Below are 18,903 nucleotides of genomic sequence, written 5' to 3'. Positions count from 1 at the left end.
CCCATAGACTAGAGCCATGACAAGCTTCAAGTACTACGTGGGTGCCTCCATCGACGGTTTCATCGCAGATCGCGCCGGGGATGCGCATTGGCTCCAGCCCTTTTCCAAGCTGGCCGGAGTCCGCGAGCATTTTGACGATTTCTTCGCCGGCGTCGGAGCCATCGTGATCGGCGGCAAAACCTATGAGAACATCGCCCGCGATGTGGCCGAGGGCAAGCTGGAATGGGTCTACGGCGACAAGCCGGTGTGGGTGTTCACGCACCATGAGCTGCCGACGGTGCCGGGGGCGGACCTGACCTTCATCCGCGGAGAAATCGGCTTCTGGAGCCGCGACATCGCGCGCAGCGCCTCGGTGGGGGACGTCTGGGTGGTCGGCGGCGCCGACCTGGCCGGCGGCTTCGTCGAAGCGGGCATGCTTGACGAACTGCTGCTGATCACCGTGCCGGTGCTGCTGGGCGGCGGGGCGAACATCTTCGGCCGCGGCGTGAACATGGAGCTGGACGGGCTGGAGCTCAAGGACCTGGGCGGCAACGTCTTCGCCTCGCGCTACGCCATCACCTGATCCGCCTGCGCCAGGCTGACTTCCTGCGGCATGACAGCGCCCGCCCCGGGTCCATCCGGGACGGGCGCTTTTTTCTGACCGGGACGTGACTTAGGGCTCGATGGGCAGCAGCATGTTGGTGATGCGCGCGGTGGCCACCCGTTTGCCGTCCGCGTCGCTGATCACGATCTCATGGGTGGTGCTGCGCCGGCCCAGGTGCAGCGGGGTGCAGGCGGCGCTGACCAGCCCGGCGCGCCCGGCGCGGTGATGGGTGATGTTCAGGTCCACACCTACCGGGTTGGCCTTGCCTGCCCCGTGCAGGGCCGCGGCGAAAGAACCCAGGGTTTCGGCCAGCGCCGCCGACGCACCGCCGTGCAGGATACCCATCACCTGGGTGTTGCCCTCCACCGGCATGGTGGCGCAGAGCCGGTCCACCGAGAACTCGGTGAATACGATGCCCAGCTTTTCCACCAGGGTGCCCACCCCATGGCGGGACAGGAAAGGCCACATCGATTCGGGGACCCCGTGGGCGGCCAGCTGCTGGGCAAACGGGTGTGCTGAAGATTGCGCGGTTCGGGAAGTGAAATTGTCGCTCATGCCAACTAGGCTTTCAGGTGTGAGCGAAACTACCAAACCGACGCCCACGTCGGACAAGACCCTGCTGATCATCGACGGACACTCCATGGCCTTCCGCGCGTTCTACGCGCTGCCCGCGGAGAACTTCGCCACGAGCACCGGTCAGCACACCAACGCCGTGCACGGCTTCGTCTCGATGCTGCTGACGATGATCCGCCAGCAGAAGCCCACCCACGTCGCGGTGGCCTTCGACTTGGACACCCCGACCTTCCGCGTGCAGGAATACAGCGAATATAAGGGCGGACGCAACAAGACCCCCGAAGAGTTCTACGGGCAGATCGAGCTGATCCAGCAGGTCATGCACGGGATGAACATCCCCACGGTGAGCCTCGACCCGTTCGAAGCCGACGACGTCCTGGCCACCCTGTCCACGCGGGGCGAGGAAGCCGGATTCAAGGTCCTGGTCGTTTCCGGCGACCGCGACGCCTTCCAGCTGATCACCGACAAGACCCTGGTTTTGTACCCGAAAAAGGGCATCAGTGACATCCCGCCGATGGACGCCGACGCGGTGGAAGCCAAGTACTTCGTGCGCCCCGAGCGCTACTCGGACCTGGCCGCACTGGTCGGAGAATCCGCCGACAACCTGCCCGGGGTGCCCGGGGTCGGCCCCAAGACCGCCGCCAAGTGGATCAACCAGTACGGCGACCTGGCCGGCATCCTGGAGCATGTCCACGAGATCAAGGGCAAGGTCGGCGAGTCGCTGCGCGCCCACGTGGACAACGTGACCCGCAACCGCCGCCTGAACCAGCTGCGCCACGACCTGGACCTGCCGGTGACCCTGGACGAGATGGAGCTGGTGGCTCCGAACCGCGAGGAGATCGAGAACCTCTTCGACGCGCTGGAATTCAACACGCTGCGCAAGCGCCTGTTCGACCTGTTCGCCGCGCAGGAGGAGGACACCGCTCCGGAGGTCGCCGAGTTCGCGCGCGTGATCACCGACAACGCCGAATCGCTGGCAGCATTCCTGGCCGCCGGAGAAGGTGCGCCGGTCGCAGTGCAGCCCGGCGTCGCCAACGGCGAAGCCGTGGGCCTGGGCCTGTTCCGCGGCAACGAAGCCGCCTGGGTGGAGCTCTCCTCCTTGGACGAGGCCACCGAAACCGTGCTGGCGGACTTCCTGAAGGATGCCGGAGCCCCGAAGATCTTCCACGACGCGAAGGCCGCCATGCACCTGCTGGCCGAGCGCGGGCTGGGCGTGGACGGGATCGCCGATGACACCCTGATCAGCGCCTACCTGATCCAGCCGGACCGGCGCAGCCACGAACTGGTCGACCTGGTGCAGTACCACATGAAGTACCAGGTGCCGGTGTACCAGGCGAAGAAGGGCGAACTGGATCTGGGGCTGGCCGGAGAACTGGCCGAACCGACCCTGGCCCAGGCGCAGGCGATCTTCGACCTGTCGGCCTACCTGGACACCAAGCTGGTGGAGAAGCATGCGGACAAGCTCGCCCGCGACATGGAGCTGCCGCTGATCCCGGTGCTCTTCGCGATGGAGCGCGCCGGCGTGGCGGTGAACCGCGCCCGCCTCGATGAGCTGCGCGCCCACTTCACCACCCAGGTGGACCAGGCGACCAATGAGGCGTTCGCCGCGATCGGCCATGAGGTCAACCTCTCCAGCCCCAAGCAGCTGCAGGTGGTGCTCTTCGAGGAGCTGGACCTGCCGCGGACGAAGAAGATCAAGACCGGCTACACCACCGATGCCGAGTCGCTGCAGGACCTGCTGGTCAAGACCGGGCACCCGTTCCTCATCGCGCTGATGGCCTACCGCGACGCGATCAAGCTGCGCCAGACCGTGGACGGGCTGCTGAAGTCCGTGCAGCCGGACGGCCGCATCCACACCACCTACGCGCAGACCGTCGCCGCCACCGGCCGCCTGTCCAGCCTGAACCCGAACCTGCAGAACATCCCGGTGCGTTCGGAGGAGGGCCGGCGCATCCGCGACGTGTTCACCGTCGGGGAGGGCTACGACACCCTGCTGACCGTCGACTACTCGCAGATCGAAATGCGCATCATGGCGCACCTCTCCGAGGACGAGGGGCTGATCGAGGCCTACCGCAACGGCGAGGACCTGCACCGCTACGTCGGCTCGCGCGTGTTCAACGTCGAACCGGCCGAGGTCACTTCCGAGATGCGCTCCAAGGTGAAGGCGATGAGCTACGGCCTGGCCTACGGGCTGAGCAGCTTCGGGCTGTCCAAGCAGCTGAAAATCGGCGTCGACGAGGCCCGCAAGCTCATGAAGGACTACTTCGACCGCTTCGGCGCCGTGCGCACCTACCTGCGTTCGGTCGTCGAGCAGGCGCGCAAGGACGGCTACACCGAGACCATCTTCGGGCGCCGCCGCTACCTGCCTGAGCTGAACAGCTCCGACCGCCGCCTGCGCGACATCGCCGAACGCGCCGCGCTCAACGCCCCGATCCAGGGTTCGGCCGCCGACCTGGTGAAGGTCGCGATGCTCAAGATCGCCGACGGCCTGGCCTCCGGCGGCTACGCCTCGCGCATGCTGCTGCAGGTGCACGATGAACTCGTGCTGGAAATCGCCCCGGGCGAGCTGGACGCGGTGCGCGAATTGGTGACCCTGGAAATGGGCCGCGCCGCGGACCTGCTGGTCCCGCTGGACGTCCAGCCCGGCGTCGGCGCCACCTGGCACGAGGCGGCGCACTAGCCCCCGGCCGCCACCCGATTCCGGTCCGCCGGGCCGCACCTTCCACCGGTGCGGCCCGGCGGTTTCGGCACCAGCCCACAAAACATCCACCAGCGAAAGGCCCGACACCATGAACCCTGCAACCCCCGAAGGGATCGAACTGGAATTCATCGGGTCCGGCCTCGTCGACGGCCAGCCCTCCGCGTCCTGGCTGCTGCTCGAACGCGCCATCGCCCGCGGCTTCCATGAATCCAGCGCGGACGCCGATGGCCGCAAGATCCTGGCGGAGCTTGACGAGCAGGACGAAGTGCAGTCCATCCTCGCCTTTGACCGCACGGCGGCCGCGCCCAGCCTGCATGCCGCCGATCCCGTAGGCACCTATTCGTATTTTGCCGGCACGCTGAACGTCGGCGGGCCGCAGCTGCTGGAGGTGCACGAGATCACCTCGGTCACCGTCAGCCCGACCCACCGCCGCCGCGGCATCCTGCGCTCGATGATCACCACCCACCTGGACCGCGCCGCGGCCGACGGCGTCCCGGTGGCGGTGCTGACCGCCTCGGAAGCCACCATCTATGGCCGCTTCGGATTCGGGGTGGCCGCCGAACGCTGCCGCTTCGAGCTGAAGTCCGGGCAGGGCGCGCAGTTCCGCGCCCCGGCCTCCGGCACCGTGCAGGCCGTGGCCCCCTCGGCGATGGCCGAGCAGGTGGCGCAGCTCTACCGCGAGCACCACCTGGCCACGCTCGGCTCGGTGAGTAACAACTCCTTCGACCTGGGCAGGGCCACCGGCCGTTGGGAAAGCTACGACAACCTCAAGCCGGCCGCGAAACTGCGCGGCGCCCTGCACTACGACGCGAATGGCACCCTGGACGGGTTCATCACCTACACCTTCGAGGGGTGGAAGCAAGAGGAGCCGGCGATGTCCATCGGCACCCTGTGCACGGTGAACGAGACCGCGCGCCGCGAACTTGTCGCCTACCTGTGCGACCACGACCTGATCGAACGCGTCACCGGGCGCGGCCCGGTGGACGACGTGCTGCCCACCGCGCTGCGCAATACCCGCGACTACAAAACCACCGCGCGCGGGGACCACCTGTGGGTGCGCATCCTTGACGTGCCCGCAGCGCTGGGCGCCCGGAACTACCGGCGTGATGCGCGAGTGGTCCTGCAGGTCGACGACGATCTGGGCTACGCCGCGGGCACCTGGGTGCTGGAAACTGCCGCGGGAGTGATGTCGGTGCAGCACGCGGACGGGGCCGCCGCCGACGCCCGGCTGGACGCCCGGGATCTGGCCACGCTCTACCTGGGCACGCGCAGCGCCACCCATCTGGCTGGCGCCGGGCTGCTCGCCGAGCACCGGGCCGGCGCCCTCGATGACCTGGATGCGCTGTTCACCGGTCCGCGCACCCCGTACTGCTAGGCGGACTTCTAGACCCGATGCCGACCTTCGAACGATCACCCGCTCCCACCCGGCGCGGGGTCCTGCGCGGTGCGCTGGGTCTGGGAACACTGTCAATCGCCGCACTCACCGGGTGCGCACCCAACCCCGAAGCACCGGCCCCGACCCGCGGCGGTCCCAGCGGGACGGACGCCCCACCCGCGCCCGAACCCTCGCGAAGCGCCTCCGCCGGTCCATCCGCGACGCCGCAGCCAAGAGCCGCGGCGGTCATGTCGCGCGCCGAGGCGGTCGCGAAGTACCACGGCCGGAAGCCCGGCACGTTCGGACTGGACGTCCCGGGGATCCAGCTCGGGCTGCCCCGCGGGAACAAAACCGCGGCGCTGACCTTCGATGCCTGCGGGGGACCGGGCGGAGCGTTATTCGACCCGGCGCTGATCACGGCGCTGCGCGACGCCGAGGCGCCGGCCACGCTGTTCGTCAACCAGCGCTGGGCGCGGGCCAACCGGTCCCTGGCCGCGGAGCTTGCCGCCGATCCTTTGTTCGAGATTGCCAATCACGGAACCAGCCATGCGCCGCTGGGCACCGCCGGGCAGATGGCCTATGGCATCCCGGGCACCGCGTCGGTGGGACAGGCCTACGACGAGATCATGGGCAACCAGCGCTACCTGCAGGAGGAGTTCGGCCTCACCGCGAAGTTCTTCCGATCCGGCACCGCCCACATGGACCAGGTCGGCGCCGCGCTGTGCCGCGACCTGGGGCTCGTGCCGATGAACTTCACGGTCAATCTGGATGCCGGGGCGACCTTCCCGGCCTCCACCGTCGCGGCGCAGGTCGGCGGCCTGCGCGCCGGCGACGTCGGGATCGGCCATTTCAACCGCCCGGATTCCGGCACGGCCGCCGGGGTTCGCCAGGGGCTCAAAACCTTGCAGGATGCCGGAGTCGAGCTCGTACGGCTTTCCCAGGGCCCCGCCCGCGGAACGCAAATGTAGCGAACCTCACAAAGCAGAGCTGCGGATGTTGGGGTGATCTGCTTTGCCTCGGCAAAGCCCAGCGCGTAGACTTGAACAGCGTGCCGTGGCCATGCCATGTCCGCAAATTGTTTTACCCGCTCGAAATTCCGGGACTTCCGGGGTTTCGACTGATCAAATCTATCCACATCGGAGTCCCTACTACATGACCATCACCTCGAACGAGAACAACAGCGCACCAGTCGTCGCAATCAACGACATTGGATCCGCTGAGGACTTCTTGGCCGCAGTCGATGCCACCATCAAGTACTTCAACGATGGTGACCTCGTCGAAGGCACCGTCGTCAAGGTTGACCACGACGAAGTTCTGCTCGACATCGGTTACAAGACCGAAGGTGTCATCCCTTCCCGCGAGCTTTCCATCAAGCACGATGTTGACCCGGGTGACGTTGTCACCGTTGGCGACAACGTCGAGGCCTTGGTCCTGACCAAGGAAGACAAGGAAGGCCGCCTGATCCTGTCCAAGAAGCGTGCACAGTACGAGCGCGCTTGGGGCGACATCGAAAAGATCAAGGAAGAGGACGGCGTCGTTACCGGTACCGTCATCGAGGTTGTCAAGGGTGGCCTCATCCTGGACATCGGCCTGCGCGGCTTCCTGCCTGCGTCGCTGGTCGAGATGCGTCGCGTTCGCGACCTGGCCCCATACATCGGCCAGGAAATCGAAGCCAAGATCATCGAGCTGGACAAGAACCGCAACAACGTTGTGCTGTCCCGTCGTGCATGGCTCGAGCAGACCCAGTCCGAGGTCCGCTCGACCTTCCTCAACAAGCTGGAAAAGGGCCAGGTTCGTCCGGGCGTCGTTTCCTCCATCGTCAACTTCGGTGCATTCGTGGACCTGGGCGGCGTAGACGGCCTGGTACACGTTTCCGAGCTGTCCTGGAAGCACATCGACCACCCATCCGAGGTTGTCGAGGTTGGCCAGGAAGTCACCGTCGAGGTTCTGGAAGTCGATCTGGACCGCGAGCGCGTTTCCCTGTCGCTGAAGGCTACCCAGGAAGATCCATGGCAGACCTTCGCCCGCACCCACGCACTGGGTCAGGTTGTACCGGGCAAGGTCACCAAGCTGGTTCCATTCGGTGCGTTCGTTCGCGTCGAAGACGGCATCGAAGGCCTGGTTCACATCTCCGAGCTGGCAGTTCGCCACGTTGAGCTGGCCGAGCAGGTTGTCTCCGTGGGCGACGAGCTGTTCGTCAAGGTCATCGACATCGACCTGGAGCGCCGCCGCATCTCGCTGTCGCTCAAGCAGGCCAATGAAGGCGTGGACCCAGAGGGCACCGAGTTCGACCCAGCACTCTACGGCATGGCTGCAGAGTACGACGAGGCCGGCAACTACAAGTACCCAGAGGGCTTCGACCCAGAGTCGAACGAATGGCTTGAAGGCTTCGAGACCCAGCGCGCTGCATGGGAAGCACAGTACGCTGCTGCCCAGGAGCGTTGGGAAGCCCACAAGAAGCAGGTTGCTGCCGCAATCACCGCCGATGCAGAAGCAGAGCCTGCTGCTGCCGGCGAGGCTGCCCCAGCATCGTACTCGTCGGAGGCTCCAGCCACCGACGCCGGCACCCTGGCTTCCGACGAAGCACTGGCTGCTCTGCGCGAGAAGCTGACCGGCAACTAATTTCGCTTCTCCCGCTGCGGCGGGGTGAACGAAAGCGTTTGCTGTGCAAGGCCCAACCCGTTTCGGGTTGGGCCTTGCCCCATTTAACCGCCGGCTCCGCCCGGCCGGCCCAGACCGCGTCATCATTAGTGCTGATCCGCGCAATTCCAGATCGCTCCCGCGGTGGACTCCCGATAATAGATCCGTTCGGTAGTCTAAACCCAAGAGCGGTTTCCCGACTCCGGCAACGGCCGGATCGCCGGTCCGAAGGAGTGCGCAAAATGCAGATGGCGAACCAGGCCGCGTCCGGGTCCACGTCGCACAAGAACATCCCGTTCTGTTCGCTGCGCGAGGACGAGTGGGCGCAGGTACCGCGTACCATCCCGGACCTGTGGCTGGGCGTCGGCGTCTGGGTCCCGCTGGGGGCCCTGCTGCTCTACCTCATCCGCTTCGCGCCGCAGCCCCTGGTTTTGGGCAGCTGGGCGCCAATCCTGCTGAGTTACTCGTTTTTCATCGGGGTCATCGTGCTGCTCGGCGGGGCCGGCCGGCACGCGGCGTGGATCGGGCTGGCGGCCGCCATCTGGTTCGATGCGCTGCTGGATCCGACAGGAACCGAGCAGCAGGTGCTGTATGCCGCCATGGGCTACTTCGGCCTGCTGGCGATCGCGGGACTGATCGGCCAGCTGAGATTTGCGGCATTGCTGACGACCTGGCACCGGCAAGCGCAGGGAAGCGTGCAGGTACCCTCGAACGCATTCAAGCCGCTGCGCTACAGCCAGCTGATCCCCACTTGGATGTGGGGCCTGACCAGTGCCATCGTAGTTTGGCCGCTACTCAAGGCAGGCTGGAAATTCTTCACCGTCGCCGACATGGACTTCGCCGCGGTTGACGCTGAGCTGTACTACGAACTGGGCGTGGGGCTCGGGGTGATGGGCCTGGTCCAGTTGGTCGGCCTCTTCAAGTGGTTCGAATCCCGTAGTGTTCCGCTGATGGCGCTGGAGATCCCGGTGGTACCCGAAACCGGGCCGCTGGGCTTCATCGGCGTGGGCAATGGGCTGCCGGCGTCCCAGGTACAGCCCGCGCAGTGCACCTGCGCCCAGGATGAGGCCAACAACAAGGCCGAGGACTTCAAGCATCCCGGCTGGTTTCTGGTGTCCGACCAGTGCGCGGTCCACGGCATCCGCGCCGTCAACGAGCTTTCCGCAGGGCAATTCCTGGAGATCGCGCAGGAGCCGTGGGTGTACGGAGCGAATGTGGAGGCACTGCCGTGCGCGGGCACCGGGCGTATGGTCATCTCCGGGTTGTACGGCTGGGGCGCGAAGCCGGTCCGGCTGGGCGTTCGCAGCTTCTTCAGTGGCGGCCTCCATACCGGGGCGCATCTGCTGCCCGGCACGGCGCGCGAACCGCTGCGCCGCGCCACGCGCAGCATCAGGTGGGTGGATCCGAGGGGCAACGCCCTGGCCCCGGAAGCGATCGATGCCGCTTCGGAACAGGTCATCGACCGGATCAATCTGGCGCCGGTGGGCCTGCGCGGGCATGCCGTGCGCGTAGCAGGCCAACGGGTCCGCTTCGAGGCGGCCGATGCCCGGATACAAGCTGAACGGGACGCCGCGAGATCCTAGCATCGTGATCCCGCGCGGATTTATCATGCTTGCATGAGCGAACCGCATTCGATCGCCGTGATCGTCGCCCACCCGGACGACGATGCCTATGGGTGTGCGGGATCGATCGCCCTGCACGAAACCGACCCCGGCTTCAAGTTCATCCTGGTGATCGCGACCGACGGCGGGGCGGGACTGATCGCCGACGGCATCCCGGCGACCCCGGAAACCTTGGGCGCCTGGCGGCGCGGCGAAAGCGTGCGCGCCTGGCAGGCCCACGGGCGGGTGCCCGACCGCCATGTGTGGCTCGACTACGCCGATGGCGGGCTGCACCTGGTAGAACCCGGTGAGCTGGAGGACCGGGTGCGCCGGATCCTGCTGGAAGAACGGCCGCAGGTCGTGGCGACCTTCGGCCCCGACGGGATCACCGGGCACCGGGACCACATCGCCATCGGGCGGGCTGCCGACGCCGCCTTCCACCAGGCCAGGGAGGTCCCCGGGCCGGGGCTGCGCCGGCTGGTCCACGGGGCGGTGCGGGAATCGACCTTCCAGCGCTGGAACGCCTCGCGCGAACGTCGCGGGCTGCCGCCCTTCGACCCGGCGGTCGAATACCAGCTGCGGCCGGTGCCAGACAGCCTGATCGACATTGAGGTGGACACCACGCAAGTCGCCGGACGGATCCTCGCCGGGCTGCATGAACACCGCAGCCAGCGCCCGGTGCTGACCTACCCGGGCGGCGAAGCCGGGTGGGAGCGCATCGTGGGGCGGGAACCAGCGGTGCTCGCCTGGCCGCCGCGCCCACCCGGCGCACCGTTGTTGACCGACCTGTTCGAAGGGCTGTAAGCCCGGCACCGACTCCGGCACCGGGGCCGAGGCTAGGCGGCGCGGTGCTGGTTGACGGTGTTGCGCACCGGACGCTGGTCCGGGTCCATGAAGCGGGGCATGATCACCTGTGGCACCCCGCCGTTCGCAATGACCTTGATCAACCCCGCGTGCACATCGTGGTGGTGCTTCTCGCACAGCATTGCGCCCCAGTATACGGAGGTCACGCCACCTTCGGACCAAAGCCAGATGTGGTGGATGTTGCAGGACTCCGGATCGCGGGTGCACCCGGGCACGATGCAGCCTCCGTCGCGCACCGTGATCGCCAGGCGCATCGGCTCGGTGTGGTACCGCGCGGCCCGGCCCATGTCCAGGACCTGGCTCTTGCCGCCGAGCACCAGCGGGATGATTTTCGCCTCGGCCAGTGTGCGGCGCAGCTGCGCGGCGGACAGCTGATGCCCGTGCAGGGTGATGCCGTGGGTGGCGGCACGCTCCTCAAGCTCGGCCAGCGTGAGGGTGACGACGACCTGCGGCGCCACCGTGGCCACGCCCTGCGCCCCGTCGGTATCCCCGGTCCCGGGCAGCGGGTCCTGCCCGCCGGGTTCCACCAGCTTGCGCAGCCGCTGCGAATTGATGCGCAGGAAGCCGAGCAGGGCGTTCAGCCGGCGCAGCGCCACGGAGGGCTCCGGGGCAGGATCGGGCTCGGTGTGGGCGGCGGCTTCCTCGTCGGTCACGAAATCAGGGTGTTCGGGGATGGGGGCGGCGGATTCCTGACGCCCGAACGCGCCGAAAACGACGTTTGACTGACCTTCGCGCGCCTGCTGGCCGGCTTGGGTGCGCGGATTGTCCGCCTGCGCGACAATGGAGTCGAACAGCTCCGCGCCCAGCGGGTCCAGCAGCAGCTCGATGCAGGTCAACCCGTGGCGGGTGCCGCGACGGAACAGGCCCGCCAACGCGGCGGGATCCTCCTCTTCGGCCTGGGTGCGGGCCTGCTTGAAGATCTTGTTCACCCGCCGCTGCCGCGAGGTCGACTGCGGTTCGTCCAGGGCGTCGTCGATAAGCCGCTCCAGCAGCGCGCCGGAGGCATCCTGCGCGGAAGCGGTGCGGGGGGCCGCGAATTCGGCGGCAGGTTCCTCAAACTTCTCCAGCCGTCGGGCGGCGGAGAGGATTTCGCGCGGGTGCTGGCCGGGATCCGCGAACCTGGCGGCCAGCCGGGTGAACTGCGGCGGGTGCTGCTGGTGCTGGTAGTCGAACTGGGCGATGACGTGGTGGGCGTCGGCCATCCGGCGCCGCGCCTCGAAGAAGTCCACATCCAGCCAGGCGGCGGCCAGTTCCTCGGGGGAGGTGAAGCTGGGGCGGCCCTCGCACAGCTGCGGCGGCAGCGCCAGGTCGGGTTCGGTCTCGCGCAGCGCGTCGAGCTCAAGCACCGACAGGCTATGGGCGGCGCTTGCCTCGATCAGGTGCGCGGCGTGGATCTGGACGCGCACGGATTCGTCGGCGGTTTCCTCCGCCGCGGCGGCCAGGGCCAGCGCGAAACGCGGATCGGCGGACGACGACGGGCCGCCGGCGGAGCGCACTCGGCGCAGGAGCGCGGGGATGAGCACGGCGAGGGCCAACGCGTCTCCGGCGCCCAGATCCGGCTGCTCCAGCCTGCGGGACAGGTCCTCGAGGACCTGCGTCAGTGGTGTGCTCATGGACCCAGCATGCCCCCGCGCCGCCGGCCTCGGTGAGGGGCCGGCGAAAATGTGGATAACTATTTTTGAGGGATGCCCTGCGGGGTCAGCCCCGGCGGCGGGTGGAGGCGGTGACGGTGAAGGTCTTGTCGCGCGCGAGCTGGCGGGTGGGGCCGATGCGCCGGGCCAGCTCGCCGCGGTAGCGCAGGTGCGAATTGAACACGCAGAGCAGCTCGCCGCCGTCGGCCAGCACGCGGGCGGCGTCGTCGATCAGCTTGAAGGCGATGTCCGCGGTGACCGCATTGCCGATGTGGAACGGCGGGTTCAGCGTGATCAGCGTGGCGCTGGCCTCCGGCAGCCGGGACAGGGCGTCGTCCTGCACCGCGTCGATCCGCTCCGCCAGCTGGTTGGCGCGAGCGGCGGCCAGCGTGGAGGCGACGGCGGAGGCCGAGTGGTCACAGGCGGCGATGCGCAGCTGCGGGTGGGTGAGCGCCGCATAGATGCCGATGGAGCCGTTGCCGCAGGCCAGGTCCACCAGCGTCCGGTGCGCGGAGAGGTCGGGCAGGTGCTCCAGCAGCAGCCGGGTGCCCGGGTCCAGCCGGGCTGCCCCGAAGGTCGCGGCGCCCGCGGCCAGCGTGAAGGCGGTGCCGTTGACCTGGTGCTCGGCAAGCTGCGGGAAACGGCTGGCGGGGCGGGTTTCGCGCACCCCGCAGGCGGTGAGCACCCGGGACTTCTGCCTGGCCAGCGAGACGTCGACGCGCGAGAAGCGCTCGTCGAGCACCTGGTTCATCGAGCGGTTCATGTGCTTGATGCGCCCGCCGGCGAACACCTGCACCGCCGGGTCCGCCGTTGCGGCGATGGCGTCGGCCTGCTCGGCCAGCACGTCCAGCCCGCGCGGCAGGTTCATCAGCACGAGGTGCGCGCCGCGGGCCGCCTCGTCCAGCGAGGTGAACGCGACCCGCTCGGCCCACAGCGGGGTCAGGGATTCGAGGTTGTTCTCGATGGCGCGGCGGGAGGTCAGCGCGTCGGTGAATACACGCACCGTTCCGGCCCCGCGGGCCAGCGCCCCGAGGGTGAGCGCCCCGTAGTGGTCGCCGATCACGGCGAGCGTGCCGGGCCAGGGGGCGCCGAGCTGCGCCAGCGCTGCGGCGCAGGTGTCAAGCACCAGCCGGTCGGCGGCGTCGACCGCGAACAGGTTTTCCGCCTGCACGTCGGGCCAGCGGCTCAGCTGCGCGAGCAGGGCCTGGGCAGGGTCGGCGGGGGTCTGCGCGGGGGCCGGGATGCCGGCCGGGTCATGCTCGGTGCTCATGGAAGGTCCACCCATTTGGTGTCGAATGGCTGCAGCCGGCCCGCGCCGGAAGTCAGCGCGGCGGTGAAGGCTGCCAGTTGGCCGGCGTCGTGCTCGGTGTCGTCGATCCCGATGTGCAGCACGGCGTGCGCCGCTTCCCAGACGCTGGGTTCGAGCTGGTAGCCGGCGGCACGCAGCTCGTTCTCCCAGCGCGCGGCCAGCGCGTGCGGGGCGGGCAGCGTGAAGATACGCAGGCGCTGGCGCACATGCAGGGTCGAATGCTCCAGGGCCTGTGAGACCGAATCGGAGTAGGCGCGGACCAGGCCGCCGGCGCCGAGCTTGATGCCGCCGAAGTAGCGCACGCACACTGCCAGCACGTCGGACAGGTCGGTGCCGTGCCCGGTGTCGCGCTTGGCGAGGGCTTCGAGCATCGGGATGCCGGCGGTGCCCGAGGGCTCGCCGTCGTCGTTTGAGCGCTGGATCATCCGGTCCGGGCCTAGGATGAAGGCGCTGCAGTGGTGGCGGGCGTCGAAGTGCGTTTTGCGCAGCGCGGCGATGTGCTCGCGGGCCTGCGCCTCGGATTCGACCCGGAAGAGGTAGGTGATGAAGCGGGAGCGCTTGATCTCGACCTCGTGGACGCTGTCGCGGCTCAGGGTGGTGTAGGCCGACGCGCGAGAATCGGTGGAGTTCATTATCACCAGTTTATCGCGCGGCGCGCCAAGCGGTCCGGAAGCCGGTCCGGAAGCCGGGCCGCGGCAATAGTCCGCGCTGCACGATTTAACACGATGTGTGCACCTCGCAACGGTTTTTCAGGTTGATTTATCCGTGGTTTCAGCATTGACGCTAGGCCTTGGGGGGTGGGAAAATATTCTCCACATGGGGCATCTACTGGGGCTGGTTTTGCATTGCTGGGGGAGTTGCCAATGGCTGCATCGTATGAAATTGAGCTGCTTGACCGATGGCGTCTGATTGCTGACTGCCAGCCGGTTAAACTGCGTTTGCGTGAACAGCGGGTGCTGACCCTGCTGGCGGTCCATGGACCGGTCTCGCGGCGCCGGATGGCCGGAATGCTCTGGCCTGAAACCACCGAAATGCGCGCGGCCGACAGCCTGCGCGTAAGCCTGTGCCACATCCACCAGCAGTGCCCCGGGGCGATCCGCTGCGACGACGGGTGGGTGGAAATCGACCCTGCGGTATCCGTAGACCTGCACACCCTACGCCACCGGCTGCAGCACTTGTTGCTGGCCCCGGACGCCGACAGCCTGCAGGAGGACATTTTCCTGAACACCCGCGCGCTGCTGCCCGACTGGGACGAGCCGTGGCTGTTCGAGGAGCAGGAGGCGCTGCGCCAGCTGCAGCTGCGCGCGCTGGAGACCGCGTCGGCGCAGCTGCTGAACCTGGGGCTGCAGCATCGGGCCTGGCAGCTGGCGCAGAGCGCGCTGCGGCTGGATCCGATGCGCGAATCGGCTGCGAGCCTATGCGCCCGCGCCGAATCCGGGCAGGGCAACAACGCCTCGGCCACCGCGGGGCTGCTGCAATTCATCGGGCGGCTGAAGACCGAACTCGGGGTGGAACCGGGTCCCGAGCTGCTGCACACACTCACCCAGCTGCGCGGCGCGTAGCCGCCTAGCCGCCTAGCCGCCTAGCCGCCCGGCCGCCCGGCCGCCGCGGCACGGACGGTGCGCCAGGCCGCGGTGCGCCGTAAACCCGGTGCAGGCCGGCCCCGTACTAGGCTGGAACCCATGATGCATGTGGGCCTGACCGGTGGGGTGGCATCCGGTAAATCAGTAGTGGCGGCGAAATTGGCACAGCTCGGGGCGGTGGTGATCGACGCCGACGCGCTCGCGCGGGTGGTCGTCGAGCCGGGCACCCCCGGGCTGGCGGCGATCCGCGAAACCTTCGGCGAGCACATGCTGCAGGCCGACGGGACGCTGAACCGCGCGGCGCTGGGCGCTCTGGTGTTCTCCGACGACGGCGCCCGCGAAAAACTCAACGCGATCGTGCACCCGCTGATCCGCGAGGAAGCCGCCCGCCTGCGCCAGGCCGCGGCCCCCGGGGCGCTGGTGGTCGAGGACGTGCCGCTGCTGGCCGAATCCGGGCAGGCCGGGGCCTACGACGTGGTCATCGTCGTGCAGGCCCCGCGCGAGGAGCGCATCCGCCGCATGGTCGAGGACCGCGGCTGGACCCGGCAGGACGCCGAGGCGCGCATGGCCGCGCAGGCCACCGACGAGCAGCGCGCCGAGATCGCCGACTACCTGCTGGTCAACGACGGCACCCGGGAACAGCTGCTGGCCCGGGTCGAGGAGCTCTACCGGCAGGAGCTGGTGCGCTGATGCTGAAAACCGCCAAGTGGATCATGCTCGCCAGCTTCGCCGCCGCGCTGGTGCTCTGGCTGGGATTCGGTGGGCGCAGCGAATTCGTCGCCTCCGACGGGCCCTACTCGCCGGTGGTATATATCAGCGGCTGGCTGGCCCTTCTCGGGCTGGTGGCCGCGACCTGGCTAACGGTCGGGTTCTTCGGAGGGGCCATCCGCCGCACCGTGGCGCGCAATTCCATCCGCTACGGCATGAAGCGTGGACGCTAGGAAGCCTGAGACGCAGCGAGGCGCGGCAGGCCACGTGGCCCGCCGCGCATCATGCACTATCCCGGTGCGGAATCGGGCACCGGATCAGGAACCGCCCGGATCGGGCAGTCGGTCCAGCACCATGGGTTCTGGCGCAGCGTCCGGCCCTCCGGCGGCCATCTGGCCCAGCGCCATCGGCGTGGGCGCCGACCCCGTTGCGTCCTGTCCGGCTGCGGAAGCCGCCAGCTGTTCCAGCGGCATCGGAGACGGGGCCGAGGAATCCGCTCCGCCTCGGGAACCGTCCCCGCCGGTGCCGGCAACACTGATCTTGATCTCGTAGTCCTTGCTCATGTGCGTTTGCACCCCTTTCTTGGACCGTCGGGCTAGAGGTAGACCTGGGTGATGTTCTTCGCCGTATCCAGCACGATGTACACCTGCTTGCCGGTGGCCTTGGCCACCGAGAGCACCAGGTGGACGTTGGTCACCCCGTCGGTCGCTCCGGTCAGCACCTTGTGCCAGGCGTTGTCCGAGGCCAGATGGGCCCAGGCGTTCTGCGAATGGTTCGAGGTGAAGATCTGGTTGATGGTGGTCCACATGGTTGATCCTTCTTTCACGTTGCTCGTGCACGGTTTCACAGGTAGCACTGCGAGATGTTTGACGCGTCGGCGACGACGGTGACCTTCAGGCCCTTGGCCTGCGCCAGCGCGAGCATGGCCAGCATGTTGGTGATGCCGTCCGGGGCGCCGGTGGTGATCTTGCGCCATCCCAGGGTTCCCACGTGCGCCCATGCGTTCTGCGCATTGACGGTTGCGAAGACCTGGTTGACCGAGATGTTGTAGTAGGTGGCCGGACCGGTGTTCCGGGTGGCCACCGTCATCGAATGGGCGACGGCGGAGACGGACTCGATGTCCAGTCCCGAGCCGCTGCCGTCCCACCAGTTGCTGTTCGGTGCCGAGGAAGGGCCGAAGCTGGAGCCCGACCCTCCGTAGAGGTCGGTGGCGTCGCCGTAGTTCACCCGCCGCTCCAGATCGAAGCGGTTGTCCGCCTGCTCCAATGACAGTTCGTAGTGCTTGGCCGGGGTCATCTCCTGGTTGCTGTTGTTGCCGGTGGTGTCCACATGCCAGATCGCCACACCCGAATCAGGCAGCGAGGCGTCCCTGCCGGCCTGCTCGCGGTTCTCCACGATGAAGTACTCCGTGGCGCTGCGCGGATGCAGCAGGAACTCGTTGCGCCCTGCCGCGATGGTGTAGCTCTGCCCGGAAGCCATGGTGGTGGCCGCCGAGGACCAGCCCGCCGCATGCTTCAGGTAGGCGTCGACCTGGGTCGGGTTCTTGTCGTTGCCGCCGTAGCACATCAGCGAATAATGCCCGACGCCCAGGCCGACCCCGACGCTGTCGTAGTCGTACAGGTCCGGGAAGTCGCACACCATGTGCCCGTTCTCGTGGCAGAACGTGCGCAGCGTGAGCTGGTTGCCCAAATCCGTGATCTGGTAGTCGGAGAAGCGGCGCGTCGCGCTGAGCACATAGGGCGAGGCCAGCGCCCAGCTGTGCGGCCATAACCCTTCGCTCCACGCGTTCGAGCGCACCCCGGCGTAGAAGACGCTCAGCGCCTTGATGTAGCCGCCCGCGTCGGCCGTCAGCGAGGAGAAGTCGAAGCCGGCCGCGACCAGGCTGTCCAGCGCCTCGCGGATCAGCTCCTGGGCCCGGGTGCCGTAGCTGATGGCGGGGTCCGTGTAATAGGTGCGCGGATGCGCCGCCCGGTAGTAGGCGGCCACGAGGTTCTTGTAGGACAGCTTGCCGTCCGAGACGTCGCGGAAGTAGTCGAACGCCGATCCGTTGTTGCCGAAGCCGGTGTAGCCCGCCAAGTTGCAGAAGTCGTCGACCTCCTGCCGGCTGATCGTGGCCGGGAAGTCGCTGAAATCAATGAGCAGCACCAGCCCCCGGAAATTTCCGGTGGTCGGGTTCGCCGGCGGCGCCGCATCAGGGGAGGCCGACTGCGCCTTCAGCTGCGCCTGGGCTCCGGTGCGGCGCTGCATCCAGCGCGGCACCGGCCCTAGGGATTCGCGCGTCTCGCGGGCCTGCATGGCGCTGGATTCGCGGGTGATGCGCAGATGCTGCGGCAGGTTGAGTGTTTGCGGATCGGCGGTGTCTACGCGCTCGCCGGTGGGCTGCAGCGATTCGCCGTTCTCGGCGAGCGCCGCGTACTGGTAGAAGCCGTCCTCGCCCTTGACGACGGTGTAGCCGTCCAGGGTTTCGAAGACCGCGTGGAACTGGTTGCCCCAGCCCTTGAGCGTCAACTCGGATCCGTCGGGGTTCTGAAAGGTGAATAATTCGCCTTGGAATGGGACTGGCATTCGGGTGCCTTCCTCCCTTGGGTGGCGTGGATTGGAATGGATCCCCCGCCGGCCGCGGCGAAGCGGCGGCAGACGGGACCCGCAAGGGCACAGCGAGGGGAGGTTCGAGAAAGCCGGCCCCCGGGTGTGCGTGTCAACGGCCAAGGGGACCGGGCGGCAATACATGCACCGGTTCGCCCCAGGACTCGCCCGTCCCCGGATGATCCGGCGGCGAACGTGCTGCCCCTACTATCGCGCGGAGAAATTACTGCGGTGTTACCCCGGCATTACCGCTGCGGCACCCCGTTGGCCACGGCGATCGTTCCATGCCCGAAACGGAGGGCGGATCGCAGCTTGGAGCAGAGCGAGGAGCACCCGAGAGCGGGATACGGCGTCTTTGCGGGGGTGTGGTTGCTCTATGGCCGGGTGGAGAGTCTGGGCGGTAGCAACCTTGGCCCTGGTTCACGCAGGTACCAGGTACTTGCCGCCGCCCAAGCAACATCTGCCCCCCCGAATCAATCAGGCTCAACTCGTCGAAAAGCGGCATCGGCGAATACCTGGTCCCGTTCCAGCAAGGTCTCGATCGCGCGAGCCTGCTGGACGGAGCAGGAGGAAGCCTCCGGCCGTGTCACCCCTTGCTGCGGCTGCCCCTCGCAGTGATGATCGACGATGTGCCCGGAACCCGGCGGGCCACGATCCTGAGGTTCGCATCAACCTTGGCCGCAGGGCAGAACGAAGTGATTACCGGCCGCCATCTATTGGCCAAGCACCCAATCGACGCGGACTGGGCA

The 18,903-nt window shown here is 67.8% G+C and carries 17 protein-coding genes; 10 read left to right on the top strand and 7 right to left on the bottom strand.

Features of this window, described 5'->3' with window-relative positions:
• Positions 1-16: 16 nt before the first annotated feature.
• Complete coding sequence (locus tag RF641_RS08810; protein ID WP_424572995.1) at positions 17-562, top strand: dihydrofolate reductase family protein; 546 nt, start codon at positions 17-19, stop codon at positions 560-562.
• A 90-nt stretch (positions 563-652) separates the two neighbouring features.
• On the opposite strand, the gene RF641_RS08805 is transcribed toward RF641_RS08810, so the two are convergent.
• Entirely contained in the window at positions 653-1,138 is a 486-nt protein-coding gene (locus RF641_RS08805) for a hotdog fold thioesterase (protein WP_047119384.1), read from the bottom strand.
• 85 nt (positions 1,139-1,223) lie between these two features.
• On the opposite strand from RF641_RS08805, the gene polA reads away from it, so the two are divergent.
• The 6 genes from polA (at position 1,224) to RF641_RS08775 (ending at position 10,277) form a co-directional block, all read left to right on the top strand.
• Positions 1,224-3,836, top strand: coding sequence for a DNA polymerase I (gene polA, locus RF641_RS08800; RefSeq protein WP_424573022.1), 2,613 nt, complete (start codon positions 1,224-1,226; stop codon positions 3,834-3,836).
• A gap of 109 nt (positions 3,837-3,945) precedes the next feature.
• Positions 3,946-5,232: a GNAT family N-acetyltransferase gene (locus tag RF641_RS08795; protein WP_424572994.1), complete on the top strand. Its 1,287-nt coding sequence runs from the start codon at positions 3,946-3,948 to the stop codon at positions 5,230-5,232.
• 248 nt (positions 5,233-5,480) lie between these two features.
• A complete protein-coding gene (locus RF641_RS08790; RefSeq protein ID WP_424572993.1) occupies positions 5,481-6,200 on the top strand; it encodes a polysaccharide deacetylase family protein in 720 nt (239 codons plus the stop codon).
• 184 nt (positions 6,201-6,384) lie between these two features.
• Positions 6,385-7,854, top strand: a complete 1,470-nt coding sequence (gene rpsA / locus RF641_RS08785; RefSeq protein WP_047119382.1) for a 30S ribosomal protein S1 — start codon at positions 6,385-6,387, stop codon at positions 7,852-7,854.
• 260 nt (positions 7,855-8,114) lie between these two features.
• Complete coding sequence (locus RF641_RS08780) at positions 8,115-9,455, top strand: hypothetical protein (protein WP_424572992.1); 1,341 nt, start codon at positions 8,115-8,117, stop codon at positions 9,453-9,455.
• A gap of 33 nt (positions 9,456-9,488) precedes the next feature.
• Positions 9,489-10,277: a PIG-L deacetylase family protein gene (locus RF641_RS08775; protein WP_047119380.1), complete on the top strand. Its 789-nt coding sequence runs from the start codon at positions 9,489-9,491 to the stop codon at positions 10,275-10,277.
• Between the two features lie 32 nt (positions 10,278-10,309).
• Here the strand turns inward: RF641_RS08775 and RF641_RS08770 are convergent, their stop codons facing one another.
• The 3 genes from RF641_RS08770 to RF641_RS08760 form a co-directional block, all read right to left on the bottom strand.
• A complete protein-coding gene (locus RF641_RS08770; protein WP_424572991.1) occupies positions 10,310-11,950 on the bottom strand; it encodes an HNH endonuclease signature motif containing protein in 1,641 nt (546 codons plus the stop codon).
• A gap of 85 nt (positions 11,951-12,035) precedes the next feature.
• Entirely contained in the window at positions 12,036-13,238 is a 1,203-nt protein-coding gene (locus RF641_RS08765) for a class I SAM-dependent methyltransferase (protein WP_113606405.1), read from the bottom strand.
• Positions 13,235-13,909: an IMPACT family protein gene (locus RF641_RS08760; protein WP_047119379.1), complete on the bottom strand. Its 675-nt coding sequence runs from the start codon at positions 13,907-13,909 to the stop codon at positions 13,235-13,237. Before RF641_RS08760 ends, RF641_RS08765 begins: the two co-directional genes overlap by 4 nt.
• 231 nt (positions 13,910-14,140) lie before the next feature.
• On the opposite strand from RF641_RS08760, the gene RF641_RS08755 reads away from it, so the two are divergent.
• The 3 genes from RF641_RS08755 (at position 14,141) to RF641_RS08745 (ending at position 15,801) form a co-directional block, all read left to right on the top strand.
• A complete protein-coding gene (locus tag RF641_RS08755; protein WP_424572990.1) occupies positions 14,141-14,839 on the top strand; it encodes an AfsR/SARP family transcriptional regulator in 699 nt (232 codons plus the stop codon).
• Between the two features lie 120 nt (positions 14,840-14,959).
• Positions 14,960-15,550, top strand: a complete 591-nt coding sequence (gene coaE, locus RF641_RS08750) for a dephospho-CoA kinase (protein ID WP_424572989.1) — start codon at positions 14,960-14,962, stop codon at positions 15,548-15,550.
• Entirely contained in the window at positions 15,550-15,801 is a 252-nt protein-coding gene (locus RF641_RS08745; RefSeq protein WP_113606403.1) for a hypothetical protein, read from the top strand. The genes coaE and RF641_RS08745 overlap by 1 nt, the downstream gene beginning before the upstream one ends.
• Before the next feature lie 84 nt (positions 15,802-15,885).
• Here the strand turns inward: RF641_RS08745 and RF641_RS08740 are convergent, their stop codons facing one another.
• The 3 genes from RF641_RS08740 to RF641_RS08730 are packed head-to-tail and all read right to left on the bottom strand — an operon-like array spanning position 15,886 to position 18,133.
• Complete coding sequence (locus RF641_RS08740) at positions 15,886-16,131, bottom strand: hypothetical protein (RefSeq protein WP_113606402.1); 246 nt, start codon at positions 16,129-16,131, stop codon at positions 15,886-15,888.
• A 32-nt stretch (positions 16,132-16,163) separates the two neighbouring features.
• Positions 16,164-16,376, bottom strand: coding sequence for a hypothetical protein (locus RF641_RS08735; RefSeq protein WP_424572988.1), 213 nt, complete (start codon positions 16,374-16,376; stop codon positions 16,164-16,166).
• 35 nt (positions 16,377-16,411) lie between these two features.
• Positions 16,412-18,133, bottom strand: a complete 1,722-nt coding sequence (locus RF641_RS08730; protein ID WP_047119373.1) for a M6 family metalloprotease domain-containing protein — start codon at positions 18,131-18,133, stop codon at positions 16,412-16,414.
• Between the last annotated feature and the right edge of the window lie 770 nt (positions 18,134-18,903).

It is taken from the genome of Arthrobacter sp. 'calajunan', assembly GCF_046940185.1.
In the GTDB taxonomy this organism is placed as follows: Bacteria; Actinomycetota; Actinomycetes; order Actinomycetales; family Micrococcaceae; genus Glutamicibacter; species Glutamicibacter soli.
Note: the sequence above shows the minus strand (reverse complement) of the source record. Positions and strands in the feature narration are given on the sequence as shown.